Below are 17538 nucleotides of genomic sequence, written 5' to 3'. Positions count from 1 at the left end.
CACCTATGCACTACTCTGACCGTTCCTCAGGTTCAGCCGGCTGCGAATCGCTGCCGGGAGCGCCGCCTTGCCTCGCCTCTGCACCCGCGGCCGGTTGCGAATTTGCCGGTGTGCTAGGCGCTGCCCCGGTGGGAGCGCTGGAGCCGGTGTCCTGTGAATCCGCCGCTGCTTGGCGGTGGCCGCGCGTCGTCGACTGCTCGTCTGCCACGGAACTGTCTGTCGCGGCCGAACCTTCGTGCGCGGAAGAAATTGTCACGCCCGTGCCGGCGGCCGCGTGGCTCCGGTGGAGGCGGGGAAGCCGTGCCCGCAACCCGCGCCGGTCCGCCCGTCGAATCTCGTGGTCCTCGCGCTTGGCGAGTTTGACGGCGGTGACCGCATTGGCCGTGGCCTTGCGCGCCTGGCGGAGCGCCTCGCGGGCTTCACGCTCATTCGCGCGTGCCACCTCAAGCTCGGCTAGTGCCTCCTTGACAGTGGGCTGCTCGGAGATCACGCGGAACGGGGCATGGGCGAAAATGCTCTCCACATCCACATCCGGGTTCTCCTCCTGGGTGGCTACCAACTCCTCGGCCTCCTCGGGTGTTTCCACCGAGGGCATCGATCCGGGCAGTGGGCGCCGCGCGGATTCCTTGATTTGCGTGGTGGCAACCAGCCCAATGACGGACAGGAAGATGATCCACCAGGCGGGTGCATATTGATTGCCGGTGGCGGTCACCAGGGCCTCCATGATGAGGCCGGCGGTACCACCCAGCAGGGCAATAGCCAGGTTGAAGGAAATGCCCATGCCGCCGTAGCGGGAGGAGGTGGGGAACATGGCGGGCAGGGTAGAGGACTGATTGCCGATGAGTAGTGCCACCGGGAGAGCCAGCAGGAACAGGCCCAGGATGGTGGCCCAATTGTGCCCGAGGTTGATGAGTTTGAAAGCGGGCAGCGCACCCACGATTGCCACGATCATACCGGCGAACATCACCACACGCCGGCCGGTGTGGTCCGAGATCCAGCCCGCACAGGGGATCATGAAGGCCACGAGCAGCAGAATTGGCAGGGTGAGCAAATTGCCGTGTGCGGCGTCGTACCCCATGGTGGACGTCAAGTAGGTGGGCATGTAGCTGGTGAGCGCGTACCCAATGGTGTTGGCGGAGGCTACCAGGAAGAAGGCCGTCAGTAGTTCGCGCCAGTACGTGCGCACCAGCGCGGCCACACTCTTCGGGCTGTCCTGCGTGTCATCTTTGGCGGCCTCGCGAATGTCGGTGATGCGCACCTCGTATTCGGAGCCTTCGTCATTCTCCGCCCCGGCGCTGCCCTGCGAGTCCACGAAGGCGGGCGTGTCCTCAATATGGGTGCGGAAGTAAAGGGCAATGGCGCCCATCGGGAGTGCGATGAGGAACGGGATACGCCAGCCCCAGGAGTTCATGAAATCATCGGTGACCGTGAGCTGGAGCGTGGACACCAGCGCGGCGCCAATGGAATAGCCCATATATGAGCCCCAGTCCAGGAGCGACGAATAAAATCCGCGCTTCTTATCGGGCGCGTACTCGGTAATAAAGGTTGTGGCGCCCGCGTATTCGCCACCGGTGGAGAAGCCCTGAATCAGCTTGAGCGCGATGAGCAGGATGGGGGCGGCGGCACCGATTGCCGCGTAGGTGGGCAGGATACCGATCAGCGTGGTGGCGAGCGCCATCATTGTCAGCGTGAAGGCAAGTACTTCCTTGCGGCCCAGCCTGTCACCGAGCTGTCCCAAGATAACGCCACCCACGGGCCGGGCAATAAATGTCACGGAAAATACGGCGAGCGAAAATAGATTTTGTACGGCCGAGGAGGCACCGGGAAGGAACAGCTGGCCCAGAATGACGGCCAAATAGCCGTATACGCCCACGTCGTACCACTCCATAATGTTTCCTACGACGGAGCCAAAAATGGCCTTTTTGAGCGTGGATTCTTCCACCACGGTCACGTCGCCCCGGCGAAGGCGGCGCCTGCGGCGCATATCCTCCGCCTTGAGGCGAGCCTTTTCCGCCTTTCGTTCGGCGTTCAGGCGCTTGCGGGCATCCCGCGCTTCGGCCCGGCCCGCCTGAGTGCGACGAGCGTTGGTTCGCTCACGTTTCATGCGAAATTCCGTCCTTTACGCGAACCACCTGTAGGTTCACTCGTAATCGGGGGAGGGCGCCCGGCGAGGTAATGAAATACCGGAAATGCGTGCCACTCACCATCCGACGCGGCTACTATACCAGGGTCGCCATGACGTGGAAGGTAGTTTTTCTATCACGACGCCGTAGTGGGTGCGTCCCTGCGTAGCTTCCGGGCGGCCGGAGAGCCCGCTAGCACGGGAAGAAAGCATGCTAGCGCGACAAGAGCCCGCTAGCATGGCAAGAATTTGTGTGCTGCGGACAATCGTTGTGCGGTGAGTCCAAAAATCGGGGTGGGAACCTTGGCCGCGCTGGCCGATGACCGCCCGCTGAGCTCCTCATATCGTTCTCAGTAGGCACTGGAGATCCAGGGCCAGTCTCAGACAAAGAGGTTTGGAGCAATAATGTCTACTACAGCGACAGAACCGGACGAGAGCGGACTGCTCTTCGCCTATGGTGAACGCCCCGCGGAGATGAGCGATCGCGAGGTCAAGCCGAAAACGCTGAGCCGCGCCAAGAAGCTCCTGCAGGATTACTACGACGCCAAGCTCATGCTCGATTCCACCTTCCCCATCTGGTACACGAAGGGGTGGGAGGCCAATAAGGGACGGCATCCGTTCCTGCGCCGTGGCCTGGCCATGAAGGAGGCGTTCAGCCATCTGGAGCCGGCCATCCGCAAGGGTGAACTCATCGTCATGAGCCGCAACAAGTACGTGCGTGGCGCCTCCCTGGTGCCGTGGACCGCGAACACCGCCATCCTGCGCGACGACGAGCGTAAGCAGCATGATGCCGGGCATGCTTCGAACGCGGCCCTCGAGGAAGTCACCATCCTCTCCGAAGGCGGCGGCGTGGTGGCGCACGATACGGATGAGCTCATCTCTATCTCGAAGCGCTACGGACTCCCGCGTGAAGAATACGACGCACTGCTCGAGACGTGTCGCTACTGGAACAACGCCTCCGTGGAGGAAACGTCCTACATGTGGGGTGAGATGCACCCCGAGTACCAGAAGCTGGTCAATTTCAAGAACGCGGTTTTGATGAGCTCCGATATGGAGTACGGCAACCGCCACGGCCGCTCCGTCAACTCCTTCGCCCTCCTCTTCACGGTGGGCTTCGAGGGCATGAAGGAACGCTGCCGCGAATACATTGAGAAGGAATCGCATGACGGACAGAACGTGGACAAGGTCGCGTTCTGGCTGGGCACCATCGCCACCATTGAGGGTGTGCAGGTGTGGATCCGCAAGTACGCCAAGAAGGCGGCTGAGCTAGCCGAGGCGGAAGCGGATGCGGCGCAGAAGAAGGAGTTTGAGGACATCTCGGAGCGCCTGTACTGGATCGCCGAGAAGCCGCCGCGGAACTTCATGGATGCCGTACAGCTGCACTGGTCCGCACACCTCGAGGTGTACAACGAGATGCAGGGTTTTGGGTTCTCGCCGGGGCGTCTGGGCGCCGTCCTTTATCCGTACTGGAAGAAGGACATGGATGAGGGCAAGATTAGCCGGGAGCAGACGCTTGAAGTGCTCGAGTGCATGCGCGTGAAGTACACGGAGCTGGAGATCGCAACCTCCACGGCCACCACGGGCATTCTCTCCGGCAACACCTTCAACAACATTTGCCTGGGCGGGCAGAACCCGGATGGTAGCGCCGGCGATAACGAACTTGAGTACCTCTTCCTCGAGGCCGCTATCAATTGCCCCACTGTTTCCCCGACACTCACCGTGCTCTATGACGGCAAGCTGTCTGAGAAATTCCTTATGAAGGCGATCGAATGCAATAAGACGGGTTCGGGCATGCCCGCCTGGGTATCCAACCGCGTGGGCGTGGAGTACTGCATGAAGTACTTCCGTGACGAGGGCATCACACTTGAGGATGCGCGGTCCTGGTCCGTGGGCGGCTGCCTGGAGATTCAGCCGGGTGCCATTCAGGAGGGGAAGGTGGGGGCCGGTGCCTATTCGGCCTCCGGCATCAACTTCATTAACGTGCCCAAGATCCTGGAGCTGGTGTTGTTCGACGGCGTTGACCCGCGTACCGGCGTGCGCGTGTTCCCGGCGGAGCACAAGACCTTCTCCACGTACGAGGAGCTCTATGAGGACTTTGACTATAAGTTCAAGGAGGTAACGCGCGTATTTGAGGAGCTGTACAACTTCAAGACGAAGTCCGCCTTCGAGATTGACCAGCCCATGCTTTACTCCGCTATGACGGCCGACTGCTTGGAGAAGGGCGCCGATATCGATCACCAGGGGAATCGCTACAACCGGTGCTTCACCACCTGGATTACCGGCCAGGTGAACGTGGCGAACTCGCTCGCCTCCATCAAGAAGAATGTGTTTGATGAGCACGCATTCTCCCTCGATGAGCTCCGCGACGCGCTCCTCAACAACTTTGGGTACGAGTCCGCGCTCAAGACGGGCAAGTTCTCGATGCTGGACCAGGTCAAGTCCGTCTCCAACCCTGATTGGGAGCGTATCCAGGCGCTGTGCCTGCGCGCCCCCAAGTTCGGTAATGATGACAGGTATGTGGACAACATCTACGTGGATGTGGCGCAGACGTTCAAGGACGCGGCCGAGGCCGTCACCGACGTGTTTGGCCACAAGTGGGTGGGCTCCATGCTCTCCACCTCTACTCACGGACCGCTCGGTCAGGCGGATATTGCGTCCGCTGATGGGCGCCTTGCGGGCGTGACGCTGGCCGACGGTGGACAGTCCCCGTACCCGGGCACCGACACGAATGGCCCCTACGCGGTGCTTAACTCCGCCACGGTCATTGATCACACGAATTTCAAGAACACACAGCTCAACATGAAGATGCACCCGGCGTCCATCAAGGGCACCCAGGGCTCCCGCAAGATGCTGCAGATGATCAAGGAGTTCATGGATCAGGGCGGCTACCACATCCAGTTCAACGTGGTGGATTCCCGCATGCTCAAGGATGCGCAGAAGAAGCCGCAGGAATACCGCGACCTGCTCATCCGCGTGGCCGGCTTTACCCAGTATTGGGTTGAGGTGGCCAAGCCAATTCAGGACGAGCTGATTGCTCGCACCGAGTACGAAGAGATGTAACAGCACCGGGAGGGGCGCCTATGCGCCCCTCCCGCACACTTTTATTTGTAAGTAATTCACATCAATGTGAAAGGAGTTCCCATGAGCGCCCATGCCGCACGTGGGGTGTCACCCGATAATGCTGGACTTAGCAGAGTTTCGCTACTGGCTCTGTTAGGCGCAGGCGTGTCCACGTTCTTTTCTGGCGCCATGATCTTTGCGTTACCCGGTGTACTCCGAGGCACATGGGCCGCGCAGGTGACCGGCGGTGACGAGGGCCCGCTCGGGTGGGTGATGACCTTCGTTGTGGTGTCGCTTGGCGTATTTACATTCTTCGCCGGGAAGTGGCACATGCGGTTAGGCACCCGGAAAACCTACGCGATTGGCACGGCCATCCTTGTGGTGTGCTGCCTCCTGCTCATCGCCTTGCCCCATTCACTGTGGGCGCTCTACCTGTGGGGCTTCCTCAACGGCACCGGGTCCTGTTTCGTGTATGGGCCCTCGCTCGCCGTGGTGCAGCACTACTACCCGCACAAGCGCGGCTTGGCCACGGGCTTCGTCAACCTAATGTTCGGTGGGTCTGGCGCAGTGATGGCCCCGATCTTTGGTCTCATGATCAAAAAGCTCGGGTACGTGGGCCTCAACTGGAGCCTCATTGCGCTGCTGTGCGTATTCAACGCATTCTCCATCGCGGTCACCCAGTTGCCCGACCGCGCCGGACTCAGGCCCGGCGTGCTTGCGGCCCTGAAGGCACGGCATGAATCCGTCCGAAACGATCCGAACGCCACCCTTGGACGCGATGCTGAGGTCAAGGATGCCGTGAAGTCCGCACCGTTCCGCTGGATCTGGGTGGCGTGGGCATTTATGGGTGCTGCCGGTGTATCCATGGTGACGCTCTCCACCGCCTACGGTGCCTCCTTCGCCTCGAAGGGACTGACCGTTGAGCAGGCGGCTGGCCTGGGTATCCTTCTACTTTCCTGCTACAACATTACGAACGGCGTGTCCCGGATTATTGCCGGCGCCGTCTCGGACAAGATCGGCCGCAACACGCTCGGCTGTGTCACATTCGTGGCCGCGGCGCTCGGATACCTGGCCCTCCCGTTCACTACCTCTCAGGTGCTGCTAGCCATCGAGGTGGCGTTGGTGGGCTTCGCCTTTGGAACACTGTTTGCCATCACATCCCCGCTGGCCACCGATCTGTTCGGCCTGAAGAACTTCGGCACCATTTTCGGTTCCATCTTCACCGCCTATGGCTTCGTGGGTGGCATCATCGGCCCGCTGCTGGCCAGCTACGTGCTTGCCGCTACCGGCTCCAACTTCACGGTGGTGTTCATCTACTTGGCCGTATTCTGTGCCATCGCGGCCGCGGCGATCATGCTCGCCAAAACAGCCGGGGAGCGTTATCTCGCGGCGCAGGCGAATACCGGTGCCGGCCAGAATGGAGAGTAGCCATGACGACGCTTGATCTCAGGGGGACGGAGGCGCAGAACGGCGCGAACGGCGCGGCCACCGGCGTCGTCCAAAAGATTCCCGCCTTTCCCAAGCCACGTCGCCTGGACCCGGACAATGAGGCGCTGATCTTCGACGTGCAGGGATTTTCCACCAAGGACGGTCCCGGTGGACGTACGCTCGTGTTCTTCAAGGGATGCCCGCTGCACTGCTGGTGGTGCTGCAATCCGGAGAGCCTAAAAATGCAGCGCTCCCTCATGTTCCGGGAAACGGACTGCACGAAGTGCTACGAATGCATCGATCGCAAGATCTGCCCCTACGACGCCATCTCGCTACCCGAACCCGGCGGTTACCCCGTTTTTGATCGTTCCAAGTGCGACCGCTGCGTGGACAAGCCGTGTGTGTCTCTCTGCTACCACGATGCCCTGGACGTGGCCGGAAAGGTGTACACGCTGGATGAACTCATGCGCGTTATCGAGCGTGATCGCCGGTACTGGGGTGATGGTGGCGGCGTGACGCTCTCGGGCGGTGAAATGGCCATGCAGTGGCGTTTTGTGGTCAACCTCCTCACCCGCTGCCAGGAGTCATACATTCACACGGCCGTCGAGACGGCGTCGCAGGCCCCGTGGGCGCACCTGGAGCCCATCTACGAGCACGTCGATTTCGCCTTCAACGACATTAAACACATGGATCCCGCAAAGCATCGCGAGGGTACCGGGATGGGGAACCGGGTGATTCTGGAGAACATCGGGCGCATCGCGGATATGGCACACGAGGGCAAACTGCGGCAGATTCTTCGCATCCCCATCATCGTGGGATTCAACGACGATCGGGAGAATATCGATGCCACGGCAGATTTCATACGGTCCATTGGGCAGAAGGAAGTGAATATTCTGCCGTTCCACCGGCTCGGTGCCTCCAAGTATGACCAGCTGGGGATGGTATACCGCGCCAAGGACATGAAGTCCCCCACGCCGGAGCATATGGACGAGATTGGCGGGTGGCTCCGGGCCAAGGGGCTGCGCGCCTACGTGGGTGATGACACCCCGTTCTAGCGGCCCACCATGGGCCGATCAGGCTGGCGGGGCGCAGTCGCGGCGCTGGCTAGTTTCAAAGGAGAAACAATATGTCGGATACTCGAGTAGCGGAGCTTCGAAAGGAGCTCGATACCCTCGCGCGGGAAAACCGTTTCGCGGACATGGTTCCCAAGGCACGTCAGCTGGTAGAAACCTACGAATACATGTGCTGCGGGCGCGGAGAGAGTCCGGAGTACGTGCAGGCGCTTGACCAACTGGGCGCGCTGTACCGCAATCTCGGCCGCTATGAGGACGCGCTGGAAACCTACAAGAAGGTGGAGGAGGAGGCGGCCAGCTGTTTTGGCCCGGCGGATCCCAGTTTTGCCACCGTGCTGGACAATATTGCTGGTCTCTACTGGATGACGGGGAGATACGAGGAGGCGGAACAGTACTGCCGCCGTGCTCTGGAGATTTACACCCGTACCGTCGGCCCGCAGCACGTGCTTGCGGTCACCGTGCTCAATACGCTGGGGATTATTCGCCGCCAGCAGGGCCGTTTTGACGAGGCGCTCGACTACTTCAACCGGGCCCTGGAACGCCTCGCGGGCAGCGAGCACCGCAACGAAATTGCCACAACCTACGCCAATATGGCCTCCGTCAATCTCCAGCAGGGGCAGCTTGAGGCCGCACGAGACAACACGGACAAGGCGCTGCGCATCTACAACGAAGTGGCCGGGCCGGACTCCATGCTCGCCGTCGGCGCCCTGCAAAACCTCGCGGCCATCCACCTGCGCCTGGGCGAAACGGAGCAGGCCGTGGACGAATTCGAGAAGGTGTACGCGAAAGCCGTGACCATGTTTGGTCCCGATGGCTCAAATACGCGGGTGGTAGCCAAAAACCTCGCCTATGCGCGCTCGCTCCTAGAGGAGGCCTAGCGGTGGATGACTATGTGCAGGGGCTAGAGCGCGCCGAAGCCTGGTGGATGCTGGATGTCCAGCGTGAGCTCTCCGAGAATCTCCCGGACCTCTACCCCTACCTGGCCGTCGGGCTGGTAGGGGACGGGTCCGATGCGTTTGGGTACGACGACGCCGTGTCCGCCGACCACGATAGCCAGACCCGCCTGGTGGTCTGGTATCCGGAAGGCACGGGAGCGGTTGCGGAGCGGGTGGCCGCGAGTGTGCATCTGGAGGACAACCAGCGTATCGACTGCCACGAGATACACGCCTTCTACTCTCGCTACACCGGTACCGAATTCGCTCCGCACACGTGGCAGGAGTGGTACGCGATCCCCGAGCACAACCTGGCGGCGGCCACGAATGGTCGCGTGTTTTACGACGGCGGGGGCAGGTTCACGCGGTACCGGGAGGTGCTCTCCGGTTTTTATCCCGACGACGTTCGGCGCAAGTTGATTGAAAAACGCGCGTTGATTATGGGACAGGCGGGCCAGTACAACTATGGTCGGTGCCTCCGGCACGGGGAGCCGGTGGCGGCCAACCTGGCGCTCGCGAGGTTCGCGGAGGCGGCCATATCCATGATGTTCCTACTCAATAGGCGCTATACCCCCTATTACAAGTGGGCACACCGGGCACTGCGGGAACTGCCAATTGGCGGCCTCCGGGTAGCCGAACTTCTTGCGGAAGCATTTGGGGCGCCGTCGGCCACCCGGGAAATTGAGGAAATTTCGGCGCTAGTGGTGCAGGAGCTCCGCGTGCAGGGGCTTTCGGACCGGAAGGGTGACTTCCTCGTGGACCATGCCCGCACCATTCGCTCCCTCATCATTGAACCGGACCTACGGGAGATGAACTCATGGAAAAACTAGACCCAGACCTGCTGGAGCAGGTTATTGATATTGAATGGGACATGTTCTCTACGGCGCCCAATGAGGGTGGGCCGGCCGACTGTCAATCGCAGCGGGGCACCTTTGAGATTATGCGGAAGGCGCAGGCGGCAACGTGGAACAACGCGGTGCTCGAAAGCTACCTGCAGGATCTCCGGGATGCACAGGCGATGGGGCGCAACCTCATGACGGAGAAATACGGCCGAATGGAGCAGGTCACCTTCCCGGAAGAGTACGCGAAGATTGCTCACCTACTGCCGCCGGTGAGCGAGGAGGTGCAGAGCCTTGTCCACGAACTCGCGGCATTACACCTGGTGTGGGATCGAGAAGCGGCAGAAAAATATCCGCTGCTCCGAGGGCGCGGCCGTCCGCTCACGGGCCGCCAAGGAGATCCCGAGACCAGCGCGCAAACCTACCTGGAGGGGGAATACTCCACGTTCTCGGCACGCACGCTGAGGCTCCTCGTGAAGCGGGAACAGGATGCCTTTGATAGTGGAGAAAACCTGGTGATTGAACAATTAGACGCGACCGTCCGTGCATACGGGTGGGCGAGCATCGATGCCGCCGAGGCGCACTTGCGCGGGAAAAGGAAGGCGCCGCGCGGGTGAGTGTGCCGGTCGCGTGACGGGTCCTGGTGCGGGCTACTCTCGGTGAGCAAACGTGCAGCTTCCGAGCATGCGCAGAACGATATGTGCATCCTTCGACGGTGTTATGGTCATCGCAATGCAGGGTGGCGAGTTCGCTAACGCCTGCAGGTTGGGTAGGTGGCACGTGCTCTCAAGTGCTCTAAGGAGCGAATTATGGCATTGCAGGAAGTAACGTTTCCCTCATTCAACAAGCGGGACTCGGTGTACGGGTGGATCTACTACCCGGTTGAGGCGCCCGTGGGCATTGTTCAGGTGATTCACGGATTTGGCGAACATTCCCGCCGCTATGCGCATATGATCCAAACCCTCACGGAGGCGGTTTTATCGTAGCTGCGGATGATCATGTAGGGCATGGAAAGACAGCCCAGATGAACCACACCATCATGGATACAGGCGAAACGGGGTGGAAAACCTATATCAATGATGAGCGCACGCTCACGGACATTGTGCGCAAAGACCATGCTGAGCTGCCCTTCTTCGTGTTTGGGCACTCGTGGGGGTCAATGATTGCCCGCGCCTACACGGCTGAGTACGGGGCTGACATGGACGGACTCGTGCTATGCGGCGTTGCGGAACAGATGCCCGGTGTGAGCCTGGATATTGTGGAGGATCTTGAGAAATCCGTGAAGGAATCGGGCGGCGAGCAGCCCATTAGGTTGGATTCTCCACTATTCCGGGCATTTGCCGGGTGGACCGAGCGTTACGGGAAGAATGCTCACCCCAGCTCGTGGATGGCTTCCTATCTGCCCATCGTTATGGATTCCCTGGCTGATCCGCTAGATAACGCCGGTATAGCGACCAGCGAACGCTTTGAGTTGGACTTCTACCAGCTCTACCAGTTCGTGGGCGCCGAGAACTATGCGGATACACTGCCGGTGGATCTACCGGTTCTTATTGTGGCCGGTGACCAGGATCCCGTCTGCAACTATGGTGAGGGCGCCTACCACCTTGCAAATCTCATGTGGAAGCACGGTATGTGGGATATACGAACGAGGGTTTATCCGGGAATGCGTCACGAGGTGCACAACGAACCGGAATCTCGTGCCGATGTGGAGCATGAACTGGTGACGTTCCTGGAGGGTCACCTTCCGCAGGCTCGGGCCTAGGTGCGATATCACGGCGGGTGGATCATTGATCCACCCGCCGTGACCTACTAAGCGGTGTCCGGTTTTTAAGGCTTCGAGGTGAGGCCCAGGTGCTCAGCTAGTTGGAGTGCCACCCAGGCGGCGGCCTTGCCGTCGAAGGTAGTGAGACTCACGGTGATAAGGTCAGATATTTTTTCCATCCGATAGCGGACCGAGTGCGGGTGCATGAGGAGACGCCCGGCTGCGGAGCGGAAACACATGTTCTCCTCCAGCATGACGCGTAGCGTTTCCGTCCAATCCGTACCCGAATTGCGGTCTTTCTCCAGCAGCGGCCCAATGGTCATTGTTACGTAATCCGCGCAGGCTTCCGGATCGCGTAATAGCAGCGCCAGTAACGCATATTTGCCGAGTTCGTTATAGGCAATGACCGGCCCCTTGAGCCCTACGTTACGCATGGTTGTGATCGTTTCCCGTGCGCGCCGGGCGGAGTCAATCATGCCTGCAATACCATTCGCCACTGTTCCAATACCGGCAATAATGGCCGGCCGCTCCTCGGAGTCGAGCGCCGAGAGAATATAGGAGTATTTCGCAATAGCACCCTGAAGACGTTCAGGACCACCGGCCGCGGGGGAGGACGATTCGCCACCGGCACCGGCGTCGTTGAGGAAGCAGAGCAGTCCGATGCCGGCATTCACGCGTGCCACGTAGGTGCTGATACCAGCATCCGCGTGCTCCTCAATGTATGACCTCACGTGGTGGACGTCCGCCTCCGATAGCTGAAAGGCGCCAACGGTTCGCGGCATGATGAAACCCACCACGATCGACGAAGGGGAGCCGAGTCCCAGCTGTGCCGCGAGGGAACGGACCTCGCCTACCTCTGATGCTGAATAGAGCGACTCAAGAAGCTGGGAGACCTGGCGTGTTTGTGCGTCATCCGTGGTGGATGCCTCGGTTTCTAACCGCACGAGGGCACCGTAAATCGCGCCGGTCACGCTGGCCTGGGTGGCGTCTTCCGGGAGCGTAATAATAGGAAAGTGGCGCTCATTACCAAGGGCGAGAACCGAGGGCGGAATTTCGTCGATGTACCGGCCCAGTTTGATAGCGAGGCAGGAAGCGCCGGCGTCGATAAGGCTCTTCACCCAGGTGAGAAGGGTGCGCTCGGTTTCCTCGGGGCTCAGGCCCGCCACCACACGCCCCACGCAATGCACAAAATCATTCGTGTTCAACCAGTGCGCGATATCAAGGATGTCGGCGACGGTCACGGAATCGACCGGGCGGTCCAGGCTGTCCATGCCGGCCACCACTCGGCACCGTGAGAAGCTCGGGAGTGCCATGATGTCACCCACCGTCAACCTTTTTGACACCCGTCTCCTCCCGATTCCGCGGCACCGACGCCACTACACATTTGTAGGCTAGTGAGCATTTCCGGACGGGCGTGGGACTATCAGGACGGCCCGGAAACGTGGGGGAGCACCCTCTACGTGCCATGCGGAAAGAGGAGCGTTAGCAACCGGGCGAGGAATGTGCGCCTTTCCGCGCTCAGGGCGGCGCGCCGGCGTGTAAGATTACCCCGTATGTCCGCGCCCAGCGCGGGCGCAGGAAGGCGGCATTGCCGCGGAATCGATCGGACAATAGTAGTCCCCAGTGTGAGTGGAGAGGCGCAAGTGAAGAGCTCTTACGAACAGCTCGAGCCCACCCAGGTCAAGCTGACCGTGGAAGTGGCTCTCGACGAGTTCCAGCCCGAAGTTGATAAGGCGGCCAAGAAGATTGGCAATCAGGTACAGATTCCCGGGTTCCGCCGCGGGCATGTGCCGGAGCGTGTGCTGGAGGCGCAGATCGGATACGGCACCATTGTGCAGGAAGCCGTGAATGATTCGATTGATCATTACTACCAGCAGGCGCTGACGGACAATGATCTGCATCCGCTCGGTACCCCCGAGGTGGACGTCACCAGCGTGCCGGAATCCCGTACCTCCGGTGAAGCCTTCGGCTTTGACGTGACCGTGGATGTGCGGCCGGCCATCGTTATTCCGGATCCCGCCACCCTCACGGTGGAAGTGGATCCGGCGAAGGTAGAGGATTCCGCCGTGGAGGCGCGCCTCACGGATCTGCGTAAGCGGTTCGGCACGCTCAAGCCCGTCACGCGCGAGGCCAAGGATGGCGATTCCGTCACCCTCGACCTCAAGGCGGTTATTGACGGCGAAGAAGTTGACTCCGTGTCCGGCGTTTCCTACACCATCGGTGCGGGCAACATGCTGGACGGTATGGATGAGCAGCTGTCCGGCATGAAGGCCGGGGAAACCACCACCTACACCACCAAGCTGGTGGGCGGGGATCACGCCGGCGAAGAGGCCGAAGTGACGCTCACGGTTGAGGGCGTTAAGGAGATGGAGCTGCCCGAGGCAGACGACGACTTCGCTCAGATGGCCTCCGAGTTTGACACCATGGATGAGCTGCGTGCGGATCTGCGCAAGAAGGCAGAAAGCGACGCCGAGCAGGCCCAGATCCTGCTGGCCCGTGACGGCCTTCTGGAGCAGCTGAACAAGGCCGTGGATGTGCCGCTCTCAAAGAAGATCATTGACGACCAGGTGGCTCAGCACCTCAAGGCTGACGGTCTGGAGGCCGATGATAAGCACGGTGAAGAGATCCGCGACCAGCTCGCCGATGATCTCCGTAGCCAGCTGATGCTGGATGTCATGGCGGAGAAGTTCAATATTCAGGTGAACCAGGACGAGCTGTTCCAGTTCCTCCTTCAGCAGGCCCAGAACTACCGCATGGACCCGAACAAGTTCATCAATGCCGCGGTCCAGACGGGTCAGCTCCCGGTATTCTCCGGTGAGCTCGCTCGCGGTAAGGCGCTCATTGCTGCACTGCGTCTGGCCACCGTCAAGGATACGGATGGCAACGAGGTGGATGTGGCCGCCGTGGTGGGGGAGCGTCCCGAAGGTGAAGTAGAGCATCCTGATTTCACGGCGTCGGCTTCCGCGAAGGCCGCCGGGGCCGATAAGGCTGAGGATGCTACGTCCGACGCCGAAGCGGCTGCGTTTGATCCCTCGGATCACAAGGTGGACGAGGTAGTGGCGTACGCGCAGGATGCGGATGCCGCGGAGCGCGAGCGTGTGCTGGCCGCCGAAAAGGCGGGGAAGGCGCGTAAGACGCTCATTGAGAAGCTGGAGAAGCTAGCCTAACGGCAGGTTTCATGCGGGCGGGGAGGAAGGCTACTTCCTCCCCGCCTTGCCATGTGCCAACAGCGAAAAATAGCGCCCCGCAGGATGAAACGCGGCTCGCGCCCGTTAGAGTCAGTGGGACGGCGCGGAGTTTGGGGACTCCACAGGAATGCGGGCCCACCCGCCACGGAAAGGATTTCAATGACTAGTGCACCTCGCATGGCCGATATGCAGGGCGGTGGCATGGGGCTCACGGACTCCGTGTACCAGCGCCTGCTCCGAGACCGCATCGTGTGGCTCGGATCAGAGGTTAAGGATGACAACGCAAACCAGATCATCGCGCAAATGATGCTCCTCTCCGCTGAGGATCCGGATGCGGATATTTACTTCTATATCAACTCGCCGGGAGGATCGGTGACGGCCGGCATGGCCATCTTCGACACGATGCAGCTGGTGCGTCCGGACATTGTGACCGTGGGGATGGGAATGGCGGCCTCGATGGGACAGTTCCTGCTGTCCGCGGGCACCAAGGGGAAGCGCTACATTACCCCGCACACGCGTGTACTTATGCATCAGCCCTCGGGCGGTGCCGGCGGCGTTGCCGCCGATATTCGCATCAATGCGAACCTCATCCTCAAGATGAAGGAAGAACTCTCGCAGCTCAACGCTGAGCACACCGGCCACAGCCTCGAGGAGATCCTCAAGGACTCGGATCGCGATCACTGGTTCAGCGCCCAGGAGGCACTGGACTACGGGTTCATCGACCACATTATCCAGCCCAGCGACAATATGCCCTCCGGCACGCACAAGGAGGAGAACTAAATGACCAATCTCAACGCAATGGGCGTGGTTCGTCCCCTCGCGGGCGGAGTGGCTCCGCGGATGGAATCCCGCTACGTGCTTCCCAACTTTGAGGAGCGCACCCCCTACGGCTACAAGCGGCAGGATCCCTACGCCAAGCTCTTCGAGGATCGCATCGTGTTCCTCGGTGTTCAGGTGGATGATGCCTCGGCCGATGACATCATGGCGCAGCTCCTGGTGCTGGAGGCGCAGGATCCGAATGCACCCATCACCATGTACATCAACTCGCCGGGCGGCTCCTTCACGGCTCTTACCGCGATCTACGACACAATGGAGTACATCAAGCCCGAGATCCAAACCGTGGTGCTGGGGCAGGCGGCGTCGGCCGCGGCGGTACTCCTGGCGGCTGGTGCTCCGGGACGGCGCCTCGCTCTTCCCAACGCGCGGGTGCTTATCCACCAGCCGGCCATGGAGGGTATGCAGGGACAGGCCACGGATATTGGGATTGTGGCCGATGAAGTGGACCGCATGACGGACTGGCTCATCAACACGCTGGCGGCCCACTCCGGTCAGGATCCGGAGCGCGTGCGGGCGGATATTCAGCGTGACAAGATCCTCACCGCTCAGCAGGCAAAGGATTACGGCCTGGTGGATCAGGTACTGGCTTCTCGCAAGGGAGCCAAGCAGATTACCGCCAAGCCCACCGTCAACTGACGGCCCGGCCCGCCGCGCGCAAATAGTTACGAATCGCGCTTCGGTGAACGGGCTGCTCGCGAGGGTGGCTCGCCGCGCGGGGAGCGACCCCGGTTTTGAGGTCGTCAATGTAGCGTTCCCCGAGGTGGCCCTACCGTGCGCGGAGCCACCCCAACGGACGCGCAAGAGACGACCGATAAGGCTCTACCGCGCCCGGATAGCCGGGGCAGGGTCGAAGGAGGGCAATGACGGGGCGTGTCTTGTCAGTGCCGTCCGTGCGGGTGTGCACAGATCCCCATCCGTCCGCGCTGTGCACACGCCGGAACTGATAGGTGACGCCGCGGCGAAAAAGGTGTGGAATGAAAGGGCGTCCATGTGGGGCGCGGCCGGGAAGAGGAGATTATGGCGCGAACTGCTGATGCCGCGGACATGCTGAAGTGCTCGTTTTGCGGGAAGTCACAACGTCAGGTCAAGAAGCTCATCACCGGCTCCGGCGTCTACATCTGCAATGAATGCATTGACCTGTGCAACGAGATCATTGCAGAGGAACTGGGGAAGGAAGAATCCGCGAATTTCTCGTTGGGCAGCCTTCCCACCCCGCAGGATATTTATAAGTTCCTCTCCGAGTATGTGGTAGGCCAGGAGGCCGCCAAGCGTACGCTCGCCGTGGCCGTGTACAACCACTACAAGCGGCTCCGCGAGGTTGCCAAACCACACTCCGGGGAGGCGGAGGTTCACCTCGGCAAGTCCAATATTCTTCTACTGGGCCCCACCGGTACCGGTAAAACCTACATGGCGCAGTCTCTCGCGCGCATGCTTGATGTGCCGTTCGCTATCGCGGATGCCACCGCGCTCACGGAGGCCGGCTACGTGGGTGAGGATGTGGAGAATATTCTGCTTCGCCTCATTCAGGCGGCTGATGATGACGTGAAGCGCGCCGAGATGGGCATTATCTATATCGATGAGATCGATAAGATTTCCCGTAAATCCGAGAATCCCTCCATCACACGTGACGTGTCGGGGGAGGGCGTACAGCAGGCGCTCCTAAAAATCATTGAGGGCACCGTGGCCGCTGTTCCACCGCAGGGCGGCCGCAAGCATCCCCAGCAGGATTACATCCAAATCGACACATCCAATATTCTGTTCATCTGCGCGGGTGCATTCGCGGGGCTAGAAGAAATCATCTCCACGCGGATAGGCCGGCGCGGTATCGGTTTTGGCAGCGATCTACGGGATATCGAGGCCTCTCCGCGCCTGCTGGCCGAGGTAGAGCCCGAGGACCTGCACAGATATGGCCTTATTCCTGAGCTGGTGGGACGCCTGCCCGTGGTCGCCACCGTTAACGCGCTGGATGAGGATGATCTGGTACGGATTCTCACCGAGCCTAAGGACTCCCTGGTCAAGCAGTACGTCAAGCTCTTTGAACTGGACGGGGTGCGGCTGACGTTCCGGGAGGATGCGCTTCGCGAAATTGCGCAGGAGGCGATGGCCCGCGGCACCGGCGCACGTGGGCTCCGCTCCATTCTCGAGCGCGTGCTAGCCGCCCCGATGTTTGAGGTGCCCAGCCGTGGCGACATCTCGGAGGTCGTGGTAACAGGCGATGCCGTGCGCGGGGAGGCCGCGGTGGAAATGCTCGGCACCGTGGGAAGTAAGCGCGCCTAGTAGCGGGGGCGTACCTGAAC

Annotated in this window: 14 protein-coding genes; 12 read left to right on the top strand and 2 right to left on the bottom strand. The window is 60.9% G+C overall.

Going from position 1 to position 17538, the window contains the following annotated elements; translation table 11 throughout:
- Positions 1–10 precede the first annotated feature (10 nt).
- Positions 11–2104 (bottom strand): MFS transporter, encoded by a 2094-nt coding sequence (locus tag EIH27_RS04420; RefSeq protein WP_124039725.1) that lies wholly within the window; start codon positions 2102–2104, stop codon positions 11–13.
- A gap of 423 nt (positions 2105–2527) precedes the next feature.
- Between EIH27_RS04420 and EIH27_RS04415 the strand changes: the two genes are divergently transcribed.
- From EIH27_RS04415 to EIH27_RS04385, 8 genes are all read left to right on the top strand, one after another.
- Positions 2528–5182, top strand: a complete 2655-nt coding sequence (locus EIH27_RS04415) for a pyruvate formate lyase family protein (protein ID WP_124039724.1) — start codon at positions 2528–2530, stop codon at positions 5180–5182.
- Positions 5183–5347: 165 nt separating this feature from the next.
- Positions 5348–6610: an MFS transporter gene (locus EIH27_RS04410; protein WP_164461594.1), complete on the top strand. Its 1263-nt coding sequence runs from the start codon at positions 5348–5350 to the stop codon at positions 6608–6610.
- Positions 6611–6612: 2 nt separating this feature from the next.
- Positions 6613–7665, top strand: coding sequence for a glycyl-radical enzyme activating protein (locus EIH27_RS04405; RefSeq protein ID WP_124039722.1), 1053 nt, complete (start codon positions 6613–6615; stop codon positions 7663–7665).
- A 71-nt stretch (positions 7666–7736) separates the two neighbouring features.
- Complete coding sequence (locus tag EIH27_RS04400; RefSeq protein ID WP_124039721.1) at positions 7737–8561, top strand: tetratricopeptide repeat protein; 825 nt, start codon at positions 7737–7739, stop codon at positions 8559–8561.
- A 2-nt stretch (positions 8562–8563) separates the two neighbouring features.
- On the top strand, positions 8564–9445 hold the full coding sequence (locus EIH27_RS04395; protein WP_124039720.1) for a DUF4037 domain-containing protein: 882 nt from the start codon (positions 8564–8566) through the stop codon (positions 9443–9445).
- On the top strand, positions 9433–10071 hold the full coding sequence (locus EIH27_RS04390; protein WP_124039719.1) for a DUF4125 family protein: 639 nt from the start codon (positions 9433–9435) through the stop codon (positions 10069–10071). Before EIH27_RS04395 ends, EIH27_RS04390 begins: the two co-directional genes overlap by 13 nt.
- Before the next feature lie 192 nt (positions 10072–10263).
- The gene (locus EIH27_RS07885) at positions 10264–10440 is read left to right on the top strand and encodes an alpha/beta hydrolase (protein ID WP_206424880.1); all 177 of its coding nucleotides are present in this window, start codon (positions 10264–10266) and stop codon (positions 10438–10440) included.
- Positions 10374–11216 carry an alpha/beta fold hydrolase gene (locus EIH27_RS04385; protein WP_206424905.1) on the top strand — a complete coding sequence of 281 codons (843 nt, stop codon included), beginning with the start codon at positions 10374–10376 and terminating at the stop codon, positions 11214–11216. Before EIH27_RS07885 ends, EIH27_RS04385 begins: the two co-directional genes overlap by 67 nt.
- 65 nt (positions 11217–11281) lie before the next feature.
- Here EIH27_RS04385 and EIH27_RS04380 read toward each other — a convergent pair whose 3' ends face one another.
- Complete coding sequence (locus tag EIH27_RS04380) at positions 11282–12559, bottom strand: PucR family transcriptional regulator (protein ID WP_124039718.1); 1278 nt, start codon at positions 12557–12559, stop codon at positions 11282–11284.
- Positions 12560–12859: 300 nt separating this feature from the next.
- Between EIH27_RS04380 and tig the strand changes: the two genes are divergently transcribed.
- From tig to clpX, 4 genes are all read left to right on the top strand, one after another.
- Positions 12860–14383: a trigger factor gene (tig, locus tag EIH27_RS04375; RefSeq protein ID WP_124039717.1), complete on the top strand. Its 1524-nt coding sequence runs from the start codon at positions 12860–12862 to the stop codon at positions 14381–14383.
- A 180-nt stretch (positions 14384–14563) separates the two neighbouring features.
- Positions 14564–15184 carry a ClpP family protease gene (locus EIH27_RS04370; RefSeq protein ID WP_124039716.1) on the top strand — a complete coding sequence of 207 codons (621 nt, stop codon included), beginning with the start codon at positions 14564–14566 and terminating at the stop codon, positions 15182–15184.
- A gap of 18 nt (positions 15185–15202) precedes the next feature.
- Complete coding sequence (locus tag EIH27_RS04365; RefSeq protein WP_241153001.1) at positions 15203–15877, top strand: ATP-dependent Clp protease proteolytic subunit; 675 nt, start codon at positions 15203–15205, stop codon at positions 15875–15877.
- A gap of 381 nt (positions 15878–16258) precedes the next feature.
- Complete coding sequence (gene clpX / locus EIH27_RS04360) at positions 16259–17518, top strand: ATP-dependent Clp protease ATP-binding subunit ClpX (RefSeq protein WP_124039714.1); 1260 nt, start codon at positions 16259–16261, stop codon at positions 17516–17518.
- Positions 17519–17538 lie beyond the last annotated feature (20 nt).

The sequence above is a fragment of the Neoactinobaculum massilliense genome, assembly GCF_900604955.1.
Taxonomy (GTDB): domain Bacteria; phylum Actinomycetota; class Actinomycetes; order Actinomycetales; family Actinomycetaceae; genus Neoactinobaculum; species Neoactinobaculum massilliense.
This window is presented reverse-complemented; position numbering and strand designations above follow the sequence as displayed.